The following is a 16,137-nucleotide window of genomic DNA, read 5'->3' as shown; positions in this document are numbered from 1 at the left end:
GAGGCTCACCGCTCGGGCTCGGCATGGCGCAGAGCGAGCAATCCGGTTGCGCGCGACGCGAGATCCAGATCGTTCACCCGGGTGACCTGGGAAGCCGCCTCCGCCGGCCAAGCGCACATGCCCCCGCCGGCACCGAGGACCGCTCCCGCGATCGCCCCGATCGTGTCCGTATCGCCGCCGACGCTTGCCGCGACTCCGAGAGCGGCCCACGGCTCCAGTCCGCTGGCGGCGAGGGCGAGAGCGGCCACCACCGACTCCTGGGCGGCGACCGAGGTGCCGATGAGATCGATGCACAACCGCGTGGCCTCGCCGGGGGAGGCTCCCTGCAGCAGATCGACGGCCCAGCGGATGCGTGGTGCCACCCGGGCCCCGTCGATCCATGGCGCGAGCCGTTCCGCCTCCTCGGCGGCCTCCGCGCCGATGAGCACGGCATCGCGCACCCCGGTGCCGTCGATTCCGGCGCTCACTGCTGCGGCGACCGCGGCGGCGGAAGCCAGACCGATCGAGGTGTTGTGCGTGACGAGCGCAGAATCCCGCACGGCGTCGATCAGGCGTCCACGCCGGCCGGCGGAGAAGGCGATGCCGACGGGCGCGACGCGCATCGCAGCGCCGTTGGTCGCACCGCGCGTACCCGTGACAGCGGGATCTTCGCCCGCCTGCAGCCGTGACAGTGCGCGCTTCGTGGACGGGCCGAGCAGATCGAGCGACCCGGCCGCGATCATCCGCTGCTCCCAGGCGAGAAGCTCCTCAGCGAAGCGGTGCGGGTCGATCGTGCCGGCCGCGTCGATCAGGAGGTCGGCCAGCAGGATCGCCTGTTCGGTGTCGTCGGTGATCGTTCCGGCAGGCAGACCGGCCGCGATGAGCTGATGCGGCCCGGCGTCGCGCAGCTCGCGGATCTCGCCGTAGTCCGCGAGGATCACGTCCCGTGACAGGTCTTGCGTCGGCATGCCCAGCGCGTCGCCGAGGGCAAGGCCGGTGAGCGCAGCCTGGGCGCGATCGAGCGCGTTGTTCATGGGTCCACTCTGAAGCTCCCGCGCCGTGGCGGCAACTCGGGAGGCTCGCTCACGCACCGGGGGCGCCCGCAGCGCAGGAGCAGCCTGCTCGGCAGCGTTGCGGGCGCCGCGCCGGCTCAGGAAGCGGCGGTGAGGACGGCCAGGGCGGTGGCCGTGACCGTGGAACGATGACGCCCGGCGGCCCAGCCGATCCCCGCTGGCGAGCGGTACTCGAGCAGCGTCAGGGCGTCCGCGTCGGCACCACGGCCGATGGAGGTCTGATGCAGGCTCAGCACCTCGATCCCGGCAGCCGCGGATCCCAGTGCCGCCAGCACAGCCTCCACCGGGCCGCCTTCGACGCTCGCGCGGACCTCGGTTCCATCGCCGCCGACGATCCGCGCCGTCGTGCCGTGCTCGTCGGTGTCGATCTCGCGCACCGCGTAGCGGGCCGGACGCAGGTACGCCCGCGTGAACACCTCCCACAGTTCGGCAGCTGACACCTCGTCGCCGGTCGCGTCGGTGTGGCGCTGCACATGACGGGAGAAGTCCACCTGTGCGCGACGGGGCAGCTCGACGCCGTACTCGGTCTCCAGCAGGTAGGCGATGCCGCCCTTCCCGGACTGCGAGTTGACCCGGATCACGGCGTCATACGAACGCCCCAGATCCGCGGGGTCCACCGACAGGTAGGGTACGCGCCACGCTGCCTCGCGTTCGTCGACCCCCTCGGCCGCGGCGCGCTCGCGGTGCTCGGCGAAGCCCTTGCGGATGGCGTCCTGATGGGTGCCGCTGAACGCGGTGTGCACGAGATCGCCGACGTAGGGGTGCCGCGGGTGCACCTCGATGCGATTGCTGTGCTCGACGACGCGACGCACTTCGTCGATGTCGGAGAAGTCGACCATGGGGTTGACCCCCTGTGCGTGCAGGTTCAGGGCGAGCGTGGCCAGATCGACGTTGCCGGTGCGTTCGCCGTTGCCGAAGATGCAGCCCTCGACGCGCTGCGCGCCGGCGAGCACGGCCAGCTCCGCGCATGCGATGCCCGTGCCACGGTCGTTGTGCGGGTGCACGGACAGGATCACCGAGTCGCGACGTGCCAGATTGCGGTGCATGAACTCGATCTGGTCCGCGTACACGTTGGGCGTCGCGATCTCCACGGTGGCCGGCAGGTTCAGGATCACCGGCCGATCCTCCGACGCCTCCCACAGATCGGTCATGGCGTCGCAGACCTCCAGGGCGAACTCCGGTTCGGTGAGATTGAAAACCTCGGGGGAGAACTCGAAGCGTACGTTGGGCAGGTCTCCGGCGAACTCCAGAACGTCCCGCCCGCCCTGCAGGATCAGATCGAGCAGCTCCGAGCGGTCCCGGCCCAGGACCACGTCCCGCCACATCGGCGCCGTCGCGGTGTACATGTGGATGACGACGGGGTTGCGGATACCGCGAATGGACTGCACCGTGCGTTCGATCAGGTCGCGCCGGGCCGGTGTGAACACCACGATCGTCACGCTCTCCGGCGCGATGTCCGAAGTGGCGATCAGTCGCACGAAGTCGTAGTCGGTCTGCGATGCGGACGGATAGCCGACCTCGATCTCGGTGTAGCCGATCCGCACCATCATCTCGAAGAAACGGCGCTTTCGGGCGGGGTCCATCGGCTCTGCGAGCGCCTGGTTGCCGTCGCGGAGGTCGACGGGCACCCAGAGCGGCGCCCGGGTAATGCGGGCGTCCGGCCAGGTGCGCTCGGTGAGCGGCACCTCGACGCGGGAGAACACGTCGGCGTACCGGTGCGACGGCATCGGGGACGGCTGCTGGCGATTCCAGAACGGAGCGGTGGCGGCGCTGGCGGTGGTGGTCATGACTTTCCTCTGCTTCTGAGTGTGATCGACCGGTGCACACAAGCCACGACGGGTACCGGTCGGTCAGAGCCCGTCGTGGCGGAGAAGGAGGAGAAGCCGCGTCATGTCGTAGACTGTACACTACTCCTCAGACAAGTAGACATGCTGTGCATCGCGGACGCCCTGGTGCCGGATACTGGAGGACACGAGAGCGGAGGCGTGACATGACTCAGGTGCGACGAGAGCCGCTGGCCGATCAGGCCGCGCGCCTGCTCTTGGAACGCGTGCGCTCACAGGAGTGGGCGCTCGGCGAGAAACTGCCGGGGGAGACCACGCTCGCCCCGCAGCTGGGTGTCGGGCGCTCGACCGTCCGCGAGGCGATCCGCCTCCTCGCCGGTCGGGGAGTGCTCGCCGCCCGCCAGGGGGCGGGCGTGTTCGTCACGGCGCTGGATGTGGTCGAGGAATGGGACGACGTCGTGCGGCGTTCCGACCTCGCCGCCGTGATCGAGGCCCGCATCGCCATCGAGACGGAAGCTGCGTCACTCGCCGCAGGACGCCGCACCCGCACGGATATCCGTGTGCTCCGTGAAGCGCTGGCCGCACGCGCGGACGAGAGTCTCGGTCGTGACGAGTACGTCGCAGCGGATCTCGCCTTCCACCGCGCCGTGGTGGCTGCGGCGCACAACCCGATCCTGCTGGAGCTCTTCGACGGCTTCACCCCGCGCCTGCGCGAATCGATGCAGGACATGGTCCGTCGGCGTCCGACGGGGGGAGCCGACGCCGATCACGATGATCACATCGCGCTGGCGGAGGCCATCATCGAACGTGACGCGCCGCGCTCAGCCGCCACCAGCCGCACCCACCTCACCGCGCTGAAGGACTTCCTCTCGTGAGCGACGCCTCTGCGCGGGTCGCGGTGTCGCAGCGTCCACCCCACACCCGCCGTGAAGGAGTTCTGCCATGACCGTCCCCGATTCCGCCGCACCCGTCCTCGAGCTGCGCGACATCGTGTTCCGGCGCGATGGGCGAACCATCCTGCACGGCATCGACCTCACCGTCCGCGCGGGGGAGCACTGGGCTCTCCTCGGACCCAACGGCGCGGGCAAGAGCACGATCCTCGGCTTCTGCGGCGCGCAGACGTTCCCGACATCCGGCACCGTCGATGTGCTTGGCCGCCGGCTCGGCCGTGTCGAGCTCGCCCTGCTGCGGCGCGACATCGGACACGTGAATCCCCGGCACCCCATCCGCACCGCCCACTCGGTCCAGGACATCGTGCTGACCGGGATCACCGGCACCGTCGAGCGGCCCATGCGGTGGGAGCCGAGCGCCGCGGAGATCGCCCGGGCGGACGAGCTCATCGCCCTCGTCGGGCTCACCGCGCAGCGCGACGGGCTGTGGCAGCACCTGTCGCAGGGGGAGCGCGGCCGATCCCTCATCGCGCGTGCGCTGATCGCCGAACCCCGCCTCCTGCTCCTGGACGAGCCGACGACGGGCCTGGACGTCGCCGCGCGCGAGCAACTGCTGGAGACCATCGACGATCTCGCGCGAGACGTGCCGGAGGTGGCCTCGGTACTGGTGACCCACCATCTCGAGGAGCTTCCGGAGTCCACCACGCACGCGCTCGTGATCTCGCACGGCGCCACGGTCGCCTCCGGCGCGGCGCGCGACACCGTCACCACCGACGTGATCTCCCGGGCTTTCGAGCACCCGATCACGGTGGGACACGAGGGCGGCCGATGGTCGGCACGCGCAGAGCGAGCGCGTCACGCTGCCGGATCCTGACGGGCCGGGTCCGCGACCGGAGCGCCCGACGGGAGCGATGCGCCGCACCTGGCAGGATGGAACCATGACCACCTGGCTTGTCACCGGCGGCGCCGGCTACATCGGATCCCACGTCGTTCGCGCTCTGCAGAGTGCCGGGATGACCCCGGTCGTCATCGACGACCTCTCCAGCGGGCACGCCTCGTTCGTGCCGGAGGGGGTCGCCTTCGTCCAGGGAGACATCCTGGATCGTGATCTGCTGGTCAGCGTGATGCGCGATCACGGGGTGAGCGGTGTGATCCACGTCGCGGGCTACAAGTACGCCGGCGTCTCGGTGCGACGCCCGCTGCACACGTACCAGCAGAACGTCGAGGCCACCCGCGTCGTGCTCGAGGCGATGGCGGAGACGGGCGCGGACAAGCTCGTCTTCTCTTCCTCGGCCGCCGTCTACGGCACCCCGGACGTCGACCTCGTGACCGAGGATCTGCCGAAGGCGCCCGCATCGCCCTATGGGGAGTCCAAGCTCATCGGCGAATGGCTCATCCGCGATCAGGCCGTCGCCACCGCCGATGGTGACAGGCCGCTTCGTCACACCTCGCTGCGCTACTTCAACGTGGTCGGATCGGGGGAGAAGGGTCTGCCCGACACCAGCCCGCACAACCTCTTCCCGATGGTGTTCGATCGTCTGATCGACGGGCGCACCCCCGCGATCTTCGGTGACGACTACAACACCCCCGACGGCACCAACGTGCGCGACTACGTGCACGTGTCGGATCTCGCGATCTCGCACGTCGCGGCGGCTCGTCGCCTCGATGCCGGCGAGCCGGTGGAGCGGGCCTACAACCTCGGTTCGCAGAACGGGCTCTCGGTCAAGCAGATCATGGACGCGATGGCCCGTGTCACGGGTATCGACTTCACTCCGGAGATCGCGCCGCGTCGTCCGGGTGACCCGGATCGCATCGTCGCCACGGGCGAGCTCGCCGCGCGCGACCTCGACTGGGCGATGCGTCATGACGTGGACGAGATGGTCCGCTCCGCGTGGGAGGCGCGACAGGCCTTCGCAGGCTGACGATGACACGCTCCGGCGGGGCGGGGATCGCCTCCGATCGTCCGGAGATCGTGTGCATCTGCGGCTCGGCACGGTTCGCCGCCGAGATGCGCGCGGTGAACCGGCAGCTGACGTTCGCGGGCGTCATCGTGCTCGCACCCGCGGAGACGGGCGAGCCTGTCACGCCGTCACAGAAGGCCGTCCTGGATGCCGTGCACCTGCGCAAGATCGATCTCGCGGATCGTGTCATCGTGGTCAGCCCGGGCGGGTACATCGGGGAGTCCGTGCAGCGCGAGATCGACTACGCCATCGCTGCGGGTAAAGCGGTTTCGTTCATCGGTGCGGTGAGCGTGGGAGAACCCGGTCATCTGCTGCGGCGCGCGGCGACACGTCACACAGCGCTGTGATCAGGAACACGACGCGTGGCGCATGCCGAACGCCTGTGCCGACGAGAGCACGACGCCGAGGCGCAGAGGGTGCACGGAACCGTGACACCTCCTCTCTTCCTGGGGAGTGTCACGGTTCCGTACGTGTGACGTCAGACGAGCGTCAGCTGATGCGTGCGGTCCCTGCCAGGAGCGGGCGGGAGGTCATGAGGGCGATCCGCACGATCCCCGCACCCACGAGGAGCACACCGCCGATGACGACGAAGGTGAGCGGGGCGATGATGAGACTCGCGCCCACCAGCGGGAACAGGACGATGGCAGCGATCGCGGCCGATCCGAGGCTGGTGATCAGCAGCGGTGACATCACCGAACGGCGGCGGGCGGCGTCCATGGTGGAGAGCTCCGTGCCCAGCATCGTCAACGAGCGCGACAGTTCGCGGCGGTCGATGACGTCGGCGGACTGCGAGACCCCCACCGCACACGCCACCATGATGAACGAGCCCACCACGGTGATGATCAGCCCGGTCCGGATATCTGCGATCAGGAACTGGTCGGTGGCGTTGCCGGCATCGTTCCCGATCATGCCGAGCAGGGAGACGCCCGCACCCGCGAACACCGACATGAAGCTGGTCATGGCGATGCCGGAGATCTGCCGCCACGCAGCCTTCGGGTCCTCGGTCACACGGCGGGCGGCGAGCAGCTTCGCGGGCGTTGCCGCTCGGCGTGCCTGACCGCGAGCGACGGTGGCGAGCACCCACGGGCCGACGAGGTTGAGAAGGGCGAGCGTGCCGCCGAAGCAGAGCGCGAGGATGCCGAGGATGATGAACGGTGCCGCGGCCACGCCGCCGATCGCGCCGGCGACGGTCGAGGCGATGGCGACGAACACCACGGCGATCACCGGCCGCAGCCACGACAGGCGCGGCGCGTCCTGACGCGTTCGCACACCGAGTGGGGAGAGGATCACGCGCTGCAGGCTGAGCATGGAGCTGACCGCCGCCAGTAGGACGACCGTCGCGGCCACGGCTGCGAAGCCCCAGAGCGGCGGGACGACGGCTGCGAATCTGAGCGGGGCGCCCCGGAACGGCACGAGCGCGATCAATGGGAGGAGAGCGAAGGAGCCGAGCGATCCGAGAACGGCGCCGAGGAATGCGATGGCGGCCGATTCTACGACCGTCGCCACCCGGATCACCGAGGAGGGCACGCCGAGCAGGCGGAGGGTCGAGAGTCTCTCATCGCGACGCCCCGCCGACAGACGTGCGGCGGCACCGCCGAGTGAGAGCATCGGTGGGAGGAGCAGAGCGAGCGCGATCACAGCCAGCGCCTGATACATCATCGACACTTCGTCCTGGTACGCCCAGAACGTCTGTGCTCCACCGAAGAGCACCAGGATCAGCGCCGTGACGATCGCGAACGCGACGAGCGGCAGGATCACGGTGGAGCGGCTGCCCTTCTCATTGCGCAGCGACAGGGAGAGGACCTGCCTGATCATGCGTGAGTTCATCGTGCGTCTCCTGCCCGTGCGGAGGTGGGCATCGCCACAGCGGCAAGGAGTGCATCCGGGTGGGAGGCGGTGACCGCCGGGACGGGAGAGTCCTGCCGGGGCGCGTTCGGCTGCGCGGAGGATGCCCCGGGTGTGCCCTCCGCCTGCGGGGCGGCCCAGGTTCCCGCGATGCGGCCGTCGCGCATCTCGATGATGCGGCTGCAGCGCGTCGCCACCGTGCGATCGTGCGTCACGACGATGAGGGTGCGGCCCTGGCCCGCCGTCGCCGCGATGAGCGCGGTCATCACCTCGGATGAGGTGCGAGAATCCAGTGCTCCCGTCGGCTCGTCGGCGAACACCACGGGCGCCCCGGTGACCTGGGCGCGCGCGATGGCCACTCGCTGAGCCTGACCGCCGGAGAGCTGGCCGATGCGCCGATCCTCCATGCCGCCCAGACCGAGCTGTGCGAGCCACATCCGCGCCCGCGCCTCGGCATCCGTGCGCGAGGCGCCGGTCAGCATCGCGGAGAGGGCGACGTTCTCCAGCGCCGTGAGCTCCGGCAGGAGCAGGCCCTGCTGGAACACGAAGCCGAAGGACTCCCGGCGCAGCCGCGAACGTTCGTTGTCACTCATACGGGCGACATCCTGTGTTCCTGCGCCGGTGCTCAGCATCACGGAGCCCGAATCCGGGGTGATCACGCCGGCGAGGGTGTGCAGGAGGGTGGTCTTCCCGGACCCGGACGCGCCCATGATCGCCACTGATTCGCCGGGGCTCACGGCCAGGCTCACCCCGGCCAGGGCGGTGGTGGCGCCGTACGTCTTCACGAGGTTGTCTGCGCGGATGATCGAGTTCATGCCTCCAGCCTCCGCAATCGCCGGTGCGGACGCGTCGGCCCGCGGGCTGATTCCGGTCATCCTCGCGCATGACACCCCATCATCCAGAAAAGTGAGTACACTCATAAATGAGCAAACTCAGGAGTGATGATGAGCGGGCGACGAGATCGCAACAAGCAGGACAAGCGGGACCGCATTCTCGCGGCCGCTCGTGACCTGTTCGCCGAACGCGGGTTCTCCGGCGTGACGACGCAGCAGATCTCCGAGCGCGCCGACGTGGCGGCCGGCACGCTGTTCCGGTACGCCGCCACGAAGGGGGAGCTCATCCTGATGGTGGAGAACGACGCCTTCGCGGCGTCGGTGGACGGCGGCATCGCTCGGGCGCGTGCGATCGCCGACCCCGCAGAGGCGGTGTTCGCCCTTGTCGAGCCGGTGCTCGCGCTCGCCGAGCGCAACGCCGAGAACACGATGGCCTACCAGCGTGAACTGCTCTTCGGCGGTGCGGACGAACCGCATCGCCAGGAGGGGATCGCCGTGATCGTCCGCCTCGAGGAAGCGGTCGCCGCGCTCCTGCCCGTCGACCACGCGGCAGCGTACATCGCGGCTCGTTCGGTGTTCGCCGTACTTCACCTCGCGCTCGTGAGCGCGTCTCTCACTCCGGTCGAGCGAACCCGCTCGGTCCGGCTTCAGATCCAGCAGATCGTGCGCGGCGCAACCGCGTCAGAGGAAAGGACATAGACATGACCAGTGACATCCGCAAGGTGACCGTTCTCGGCACCGGCGTGCTCGGCTCGCAGATCGCCTTCCAGACGGCGTTCCACGGGTTCGAGGTGACGGCGTACGACATCGACGAGACCGCATTGACGGCTGCACGGGACCGTTTCGCCAAGCTTGCCGAGATCTATCGCACCGATGTCGACGGTGGCGCCGACAAGGCCGATGCCACCCGCGACGGCATCGTGCTGAGCGCAGACCTTGCCGCGGCGGTGGCAGATGCCGACCTCGTGATCGAAGCGGTTCCGGAGGTGCTCTCCATCAAGCAGGACACCTACCGCAAGCTCGGTGAGCTGGCACCGGAGAAGACCATCTTCGCCACCAACTCGTCCACGCTGCTTCCCAGCGACATCAAGGACTTCACCGGTCGTCCCGACCGGTTCCTCGCGCTGCACTTCGCCAACCAGGTGTGGAAGTTCAACACCGGTGAGGTCATGTCGACGCCCGACACCGATCCGGCCGTCTTCGACCGCGTGGTCGAGTTCGCTGCCGAGATCGGCATGGTGCCGATCCCGATCCGCAAGGAGAAGGCCGGCTACGTGCTGAACTCGCTGCTGGTGCCGTTCCTGGATGCCGGCATGGAACTGGCCGCGTTCGGGTACGCGGAGCCCGCCGACGTGGACAAGGTGTGGCGGATCGCGACCGGAGCGCCGATGGGCCCGTTCCAGATCCTCGACGTGATCGGCCTGACCACGCCGTACAACATCTCCAGCCACGGAGATGAGAAGGGCCAGCAGATCGCCGCCTGGCTGAAGGAGAACTACATCGACAAGGGGAAGCTGGGCATCGCCACCGGCGAGGGCTTCTACTCCTACGGCAAGTGACCACGCTTCAGGGCTGCGCTCGGCGGTGACGTCGAGCAGGCTCTGCGGCCGTCCTGCACCGGGCCCGGGCGAGTCTCCCGTGAGACTCGCCCGGGCCCGATGCCGTGCTGCTGCGGGGTGTGCGATGGCGGTGCGTACGGTGGCGGTGAGCGCGGTCGTGGCGCGGGCGGTCGGGGTGATTCCGGTCGTGGCGCGGGCGGTCGGGGTGATTCCGGCTTGGTGCGGGCGGTCGGGGTGGTCACGGCTTGGCGCGGGCGGTCGGGGTGGTCACGGCTTGGCGCGGGCGGCTGGGGTGATTCCGGTCGTGGCGCGGGCGGTCGGGGTGGTCACGGCGTGGCGCGGGCGGTCGGGGTGATTCCGGTCGAGGCGCGGCCGGCCGGGGATAATCGTCGTCCCGTGCGAGCGGTCGTGGCGCGGGCGGCGGGGACACCCGGGACATCGGCGACGGCGGCTGATCAGCGGAAGTCGCGGGAGGCATGCGAGACGCCCACTCTCAGATCTTCGAAATCGTCGGCGAGGATGTTCGTGACACCTTCGGGCGAACGCTCCAGCATGCCGCGGATGATGAGAGCGGGGGAGTCGCGCACCACGCGACGATGGCGGTTCCACACGCCCTGTGAACAGATCACGTTGACCAGTCCGTCCTCGTCCTCCAGATTCAGGAACGTGATGCCGGAGGCAGTCGCCGGGCGTTGCCGGTGCGTCACCAGGCCCGCTACGAGCACCCGACGACCGGTCTCGTGCGTGCGCAGCTGAGAGGAACGCAGCACACCGCGATCGTTCAGGACCGAGCGGAAGTGCGTCATCGGATGATCGTCCGTGGAGACGCCGGTGGCCCAGAGATCTGCGGCCAGGGTCTCGTAGGCGGAGGGATCGGCGAACAGGGGCGGCTGCACAGCGATCGCCGTCCCGGGGAGGTACTCGGAACGATCCTCCGCGGCAGCACCCGCCTGCCACAGCGCCTCGCGTCTGCTCATGCCGAGATGCTCGAAGGCACCGGCGGTGGCGAGCGACTCCACCTGAACCGCGGTGATGCCGGTGCGACGCACCAGATCGTGCAGGTCGGCGAACCTCCCGCGGGCCTGACGCTCTGCCACGATGCGGCGGGCGGTGGGGGCTCCGATGCCCTTCACCCCGGCAAGGCCCAGCCGCACCGCCCACGCTCCATCCCGGCGATGGGCGGCGGAGCGATCCGGTGCTTCGCGATCGAACAGCCCCACCGGGGGCTGGGTGGCGTCCAGGCAGGAATCCAGCCCGGTGGCCGTGTGGTCATCGCCGATCAGCTCGACCCCATCGGTGGCACCGGACAGCTCCAGGTGAGGACGGAGCACCTGGACCCCGTGATGGCGGGCGTCGGCGACGAGAGACGCGGGCGAGTAGAAGCCCATCGGCTGAGAACGCAGGAGCCCGGCCAGGAACGCCGCCGGATAGTGCAGTTTGATCCAGGAACTGGCGTAGACCAGCAGGGCGAACGAAATCGAGTGGGACTCCGCGAAACCGAAGTTCGAGAATGCCTGGATCTGTGCGTAGATGGCATCCGCCGCCTCATCGCTGAGGTTGTTCTCGCGCATACCGGCGTAGAGCTTCTCCTTCAGCGAATCGATGCGCTCCAGCCCGCGTTTGGATCCCATCGCGCGCCGCAGCAGATCGGCGTCCTCACCGGTGCAGTTGCCGATGGCCATCGCCATCTGCATGAGCTGCTCCTGGAAGACCGGGATCCCCAGGGTCCGCTCCAGCACGGATTCGAGCTTGGGGTGCGGGTAGGTGATCTTCTCCTGCTTCATCTTGCGCCGCACGAACGGGTGCACGGCACCACCCTGGATCGGACCGGGACGGATCAGGGCGATCTGGATGACGAGATCGTAGAACCGCCGCGGCTGCAGGCGCGGCAGCAGTCCCATCTGGGCTCGCGACTCCACCTGGAACACGCCGATGGAGTCAGCGCGGCACAGCATGTCGAAGACCGCGGGCTCCTCCTTGGGGATGGTCTCCAGTTTCCAGACCTCGCCCGTGGACTGCTCGATGAGGTCGAAGCAGTGCTGTAGCGCCGCCAGCATCCCGAGCCCCAGCAGGTCGAACTTCACCAGCCCCATCCATGCGGCGTCATCCTTGTCCCACTGAATCACGGTGCGGTTCGCCATGCGCGCATGCTCGACGGGAACGACCTCCCCGACAGGCCGGTCCGTCAGCACCATCCCGCCCGAATGGATGCCCAGATGGCGCGGAGCCTTGAGCAGCTCGGTGGCGTACTCGACCACCTGGCCGGGGATGTCGTGGTTCTGCTCACTGGACAGATCAGCCCCCCAGCGCTCGATCTGACGGGACCAGGCATCCTGCTGGCCGGGGGAGTACCCCAGTGCCCGAGCCATGTCGCGCACTGCGTTCTTCGGGCGGTACTGGATCACGTTGGCCACCTGCGCGGCGCGCTCGCGACCGTACTCGCCGTACACCCACTGGATGATCTCCTCGCGACGATCGGAGTCGAAGTCCACGTCGATGTCGGGCTCCTCATCGCGGAGGGAGGAGAGGAAGCGGGCGAAGGGCAGGTCGTACTTGATCGCGTCGACCGCGGTGATGTCCAGCAGATAGCAGACGGCGCTGTTCGCAGCCGATCCGCGTCCCTGGCAGAGGATTCCTCGTCGGCGCGCTTCCTGCACGATGCCGTACACGATGAGGAAGTAGCCCGGGAAATCCTTCTGCTCGATGACGGCCAGCTCGTCGTCGATGCGCCGGATGACCTCGGCATCGGCATGCGGGTACTTCCGAGGCACTGCACCGTGCACCAGCTCGCGGAGATAGCTCATGGGGGTGTGCCCCTCCGGAACGTCCTGCTTCGGAAGCGCCGGGCGGGCGCGACGCAGGGGGAAGGCGAGCTCGTCGGCGAGGGTCACCGTGCGTGCCACCGCTCCCGGATACCGCGTGAAGCGCAGGTGCATCTCCGCTCCGGAACGCAGATGCGCTCCGCCGTGTGCCGGAAGCCAGCCGTCGAGTTCGTCCATGCTCCGGTTCGCACGCACTGCGGCGACGGCGGAGGCGAGGTGCGACTGCCGGGGGCGGGCGTAGTGGACGTTGTTGCTGGCGAGAGTGGGGAGACGATGCCGGGCGGCCAGCGCGGCGAGGGTGTCGTTGCGCACGGTGTCTTCCGGTTCGCCGTGATCGGTGAGCTCCACGTGCACGTTGTCACGCCCGAACAGCGCGGACAGTCGCTCCAGCGCCGCGGATGCTCCGTCGACACCGGGGGCGCCGGTAGCGGACTTTCCGAGCAGCCGGCCGAGCAACGGGGAATCCGGTCCCTCCAGTGCCTGCCGGACGAGGCCCTTGCGGCATCCGGTGAGCACCGCCCACTCGCCGCCGGATTGTGCACCGAGCTCGTCGAGGTCGTACACCGGGCGGCCCTTCTCGCCACCGCGCAGCTGGGCTCGCGTAATGGCTCCTGCGAGCCGGTGATACCCCTCTTCGCCGCGAGCCAGCACGAGCAGATGCGCTCCCGCCGGATCGGCCTGCCCGTTCTGCGGGCCCGGCAGCCCGAGGGAGAGCTCCGCACCGAACACCGTACTGACGCCCGTCGCCTCTGCAGCCTCGGCGAAGCGGACGATGCCGTAGAAGCCGTCGTGGTCGGTGAGGGCAAGGGCATGAAGTCCGAGCCGTTCCGCTTCTTCGACGAGCTCTTCGGGGGAGGAGGCTCCGTCCAGAAAGGAGAACGAGGAGTGGGCGTGCAGCTCGGCGTAGGGCAGCGCGTCCTCAGGACGCACCACGGGCGGGGGCGAATAGGCTCCGCGGTGCCGGCTCCATGCGGGGCTGTCCCCGCCATCGGCTCCGGCCGGTACGGGAGTCTCCCGAGTGCCGCTCAGCACCTTCTCCAGCTTCGACCAGGAGATCGGCGGGTTGGAGAATCCCATCAGTCATACCTCCCTTCCACGCGCCATCCGGACTCGTCTCGCAGTACGAGCCAGGCGGATTCGTCGGCACACAGCAGTTGCAGGCGGTGAGCGCGGACGGCGTTCTCCGCGTCCCACTCCCGTTCGCGCAGCGCCCAGGGGCCGGCCCACCCCTCCACATGACGCGATGAGTCGTCATGGAGGAGCATCACCGGTTCTGCGCTCAGCACACCGCGTTCGTCCACTTCGATCTGCTCCCCGTCATGCCCGAGCACGCGGACGGAGCGGCGCTCACGAAAGACCGTCGTCGGCAGCGGGTCCGGCATCCGTCCAGGCCACGGGCGGTGCGGATCCCGCGTGAGGACCGCACGATCGCCCCAGGGGATGAGGGACTGCCGATCGGCGAGCAGACGACCGCCCGAAGCGGCGGCGACCAGCACCCCCTCATGGCCGAGGATTCCCTGCACACGGGAGAGGGCATGGTGCAAGCGGGCATCGGTGCCCTGGCCGAACAGGCCCGGCTGATGGTGCGCGGCATCGTCGACAGCCTCGGGGATGAGCTTGACCCGGCAGACGCCTCCTGCCAGCAGCGGTTCGGACGCCTCCCACGAGCTCTGCAACTGCCATCGGACGCGATCCACGATCCCGCTGGCGTCGAAGCACGAGGGATGCAGCCAGATGCGCTCTGCGATGTGACCACGATCATCGTGCAGTTCGATGCGCAGCTCGGTGCACACCAGGGACACATCGGCCAGCGCCCGAATGACCGCGTCCGCTGTGGTGCGCACCGCGAACGCGACCTGATCCGCCTGTTCCAGGGGCGGCTCGAAGGAGACCTCGCGGGACAGTTTCGGCGGCGGGGTGCGACTGGTCACCGGACGCGAGTCCGCTCCGGCGGCCAGCGTTTGCAGGCGTGCGCCGGTTTCGGAGAGACGATCATGGACGCGGGTGGGATCGAGTGCGGCGAACTCGCCCAGAGTGCGCACTCCGAGCCGAGCCAGGAAGTCGGCCAGTGCGGGCTCGTCGAGCACCGTTACCGGGAGGGGGGACAGGAACTCGGCGGAGTCTCCCGGGGCGACGATGTGGACATCGTCCGCCGCGGCTGCCCGCGCCGCATGCTCGGCCGTGAAGGGGCCGTCCGCGACTCCCGCCCGCACTCCCGGTGCACCATGCTGGGAAAGCACGCGCAGAAGAACGCGAGCCGCCTCGTCCTCACCGCCGTAGTAGCGGGCGGGGCCACGGGCGCGCAAGGCGCACAGGCCGGGGCGCAGCAGCTGGACGCCGGGGGAGAGCTCTTCGACGGCGGCGATGAACGGCTGGAAGAATCGTGCATCGCGATCCGGATCGTCGGCGACGAGATGGACCGACGGGCAGGCGGCCTGTGCGTCGCGGCGGCGGCTTCCTCGTCGTACTCCTTCCGCGCGGGCGGATGCGGAGCATGCGATGACCGTGTTGGCGCGGATGATCGCCACGGGGGCGGCGGGATCCCAGGGCTGTGGCAGGCTCAGCGAATACGCCGTGACCGGCCAGTCCGGAAACCACAGCACGAGAGTGCGTTCGGGAGTGTTCATCGTGCCCCCGCAGATGCGAGCACGCGTTCATCGCGGCGGGTGGCGAGCTCGTCCTCTCCGATGACGGAGGAGGTGAACGGAACGGGAACGGGAGGCTGCGGGGTGTGCAGGGCCCCTGTCGGTCCGGGAAGCTGGACACGCGAGCGTCGTGTTCCGGACGAGCGGCGTCCTCGTGCGGTGACCGTGACGGTGCGCGATCGCAGCAGGCCGTACCCTGCGCCGAGTCCGTCCCAGTGCGGATCGTCCAGACGGAGTGTCACATCCGCGCCCGACCAATCGCCGTCGATCACCAGGACGCTGCCGCGGTCTCGCAGGCGTGCGCTCAATCGTGCGACCTCGGCGTCGCGGGGGCGTGTCGGCGGGCGGACGACGATCAGCGGCATGACTTCGGAGACAGCGGCCGCGACCGACATCCAGCGCTCGCCGGGCCGGGGGATGAGGGCGAGACGGTCCAGGGCGATGCCATAGGCGGAAGCCGCCTCCGTGCCGAGTGCGGGGATGCCGAGGACCGCGCACCAGGATCCTGCGCGCGACGCTTCGCTCAGTAGCGCCAGCAGCAGACTGGTGGAGGAATCGACAGCGTAGACGGAACCGGGGGCAAGGCCGCCTCCGGGAAACAACGAGGAGAGCTCCTCGGAGACGGGCACCAGGGCTGTGTCGGCACGGCGTCGCTGCATGGTGTCGATGCGGCCCTGCAGGCGCTCGATCTCGGCGGCGAGGTCGCCGAGATCGGTTTTTCGTGCCAGTGCCATGGATCGATCCTA

The 16,137-nt window shown here is 69.1% G+C and carries 13 protein-coding genes; 6 read left to right on the top strand and 7 right to left on the bottom strand.

The features are described from left to right. Positions 1-5 precede the first annotated feature (5 nt). Positions 6-1,013: an ADP-ribosylglycohydrolase family protein gene (locus tag ACIQJ5_RS09610; RefSeq protein ID WP_402843184.1), complete on the bottom strand. Its 1,008-nt coding sequence runs from the start codon at positions 1,011-1,013 to the stop codon at positions 6-8. Between the two features lie 116 nt (positions 1,014-1,129). Then, positions 1,130-2,839 carry a 2-isopropylmalate synthase gene (locus ACIQJ5_RS09605; RefSeq protein WP_402843181.1) on the bottom strand — a complete coding sequence of 570 codons (1,710 nt, stop codon included), beginning with the start codon at positions 2,837-2,839 and terminating at the stop codon, positions 1,130-1,132. 203 nt (positions 2,840-3,042) lie between these two features. Between ACIQJ5_RS09605 and ACIQJ5_RS09600 the strand changes: the two genes are divergently transcribed. The 4 genes from ACIQJ5_RS09600 to ACIQJ5_RS09585 all read left to right on the top strand — a co-directional run bounded on the left by ACIQJ5_RS09600 (position 3,043) and on the right by ACIQJ5_RS09585 (position 6,034). Further along, a complete protein-coding gene (locus tag ACIQJ5_RS09600) occupies positions 3,043-3,711 on the top strand; it encodes a FadR/GntR family transcriptional regulator (RefSeq protein WP_402843178.1) in 669 nt (222 codons plus the stop codon). Between the two features lie 67 nt (positions 3,712-3,778). Then, on the top strand, positions 3,779-4,600 hold the full coding sequence (locus ACIQJ5_RS09595; RefSeq protein ID WP_231092011.1) for an ABC transporter ATP-binding protein: 822 nt from the start codon (positions 3,779-3,781) through the stop codon (positions 4,598-4,600). A 64-nt stretch (positions 4,601-4,664) separates the two neighbouring features. After that, positions 4,665-5,648, top strand: a complete 984-nt coding sequence (galE, locus tag ACIQJ5_RS09590) for a UDP-glucose 4-epimerase GalE (protein WP_402843174.1) — start codon at positions 4,665-4,667, stop codon at positions 5,646-5,648. Between the two features lie 2 nt (positions 5,649-5,650). After that, positions 5,651-6,034 carry a hypothetical protein gene (locus tag ACIQJ5_RS09585; RefSeq protein ID WP_402843171.1) on the top strand — a complete coding sequence of 128 codons (384 nt, stop codon included), beginning with the start codon at positions 5,651-5,653 and terminating at the stop codon, positions 6,032-6,034. A 142-nt stretch (positions 6,035-6,176) separates the two neighbouring features. Here the strand turns inward: ACIQJ5_RS09585 and ACIQJ5_RS09580 are convergent, their stop codons facing one another. Then, complete coding sequence (locus tag ACIQJ5_RS09580) at positions 6,177-7,514, bottom strand: FtsX-like permease family protein (protein ID WP_402843168.1); 1,338 nt, start codon at positions 7,512-7,514, stop codon at positions 6,177-6,179. Then, positions 7,511-8,347, bottom strand: a complete 837-nt coding sequence (locus tag ACIQJ5_RS09575; protein ID WP_402843166.1) for an ABC transporter ATP-binding protein — start codon at positions 8,345-8,347, stop codon at positions 7,511-7,513. The genes ACIQJ5_RS09580 and ACIQJ5_RS09575 overlap by 4 nt, the downstream gene beginning before the upstream one ends. 129 nt (positions 8,348-8,476) lie before the next feature. Between ACIQJ5_RS09575 and ACIQJ5_RS09570 the strand changes: the two genes are divergently transcribed. Beyond that, a complete protein-coding gene (locus ACIQJ5_RS09570) occupies positions 8,477-9,064 on the top strand; it encodes a TetR/AcrR family transcriptional regulator (protein ID WP_402843163.1) in 588 nt (195 codons plus the stop codon). 2 nt (positions 9,065-9,066) lie between these two features. Further along, positions 9,067-9,924, top strand: coding sequence for a 3-hydroxyacyl-CoA dehydrogenase (locus tag ACIQJ5_RS09565; RefSeq protein ID WP_402843162.1), 858 nt, complete (start codon positions 9,067-9,069; stop codon positions 9,922-9,924). Between the two features lie 455 nt (positions 9,925-10,379). Here ACIQJ5_RS09565 and ACIQJ5_RS09560 read toward each other — a convergent pair whose 3' ends face one another. The 3 genes from ACIQJ5_RS09560 to ACIQJ5_RS09550 are packed head-to-tail and all read right to left on the bottom strand — an operon-like array spanning position 10,380 to position 16,125. Then, complete coding sequence (locus ACIQJ5_RS09560) at positions 10,380-13,823, bottom strand: error-prone DNA polymerase (RefSeq protein ID WP_402843159.1); 3,444 nt, start codon at positions 13,821-13,823, stop codon at positions 10,380-10,382. After that, positions 13,823-15,373, bottom strand: coding sequence for a DNA polymerase Y family protein (locus ACIQJ5_RS09555; RefSeq protein ID WP_231092018.1), 1,551 nt, complete (start codon positions 15,371-15,373; stop codon positions 13,823-13,825). Before ACIQJ5_RS09555 ends, ACIQJ5_RS09560 begins: the two co-directional genes overlap by 1 nt. Further along, positions 15,370-16,125, bottom strand: coding sequence for a hypothetical protein (locus ACIQJ5_RS09550; RefSeq protein ID WP_231092019.1), 756 nt, complete (start codon positions 16,123-16,125; stop codon positions 15,370-15,372). The genes ACIQJ5_RS09555 and ACIQJ5_RS09550 overlap by 4 nt, the downstream gene beginning before the upstream one ends. Positions 16,126-16,137 lie beyond the last annotated feature (12 nt).

Source organism: Microbacterium sp. GXS0129 (assembly GCF_044769785.1).
GTDB lineage: Bacteria > Actinomycetota > Actinomycetes > Actinomycetales > Microbacteriaceae > Microbacterium > Microbacterium nymphoidis.
Note: the sequence above shows the minus strand (reverse complement) of the source record. Positions and strands in the feature narration are given on the sequence as shown.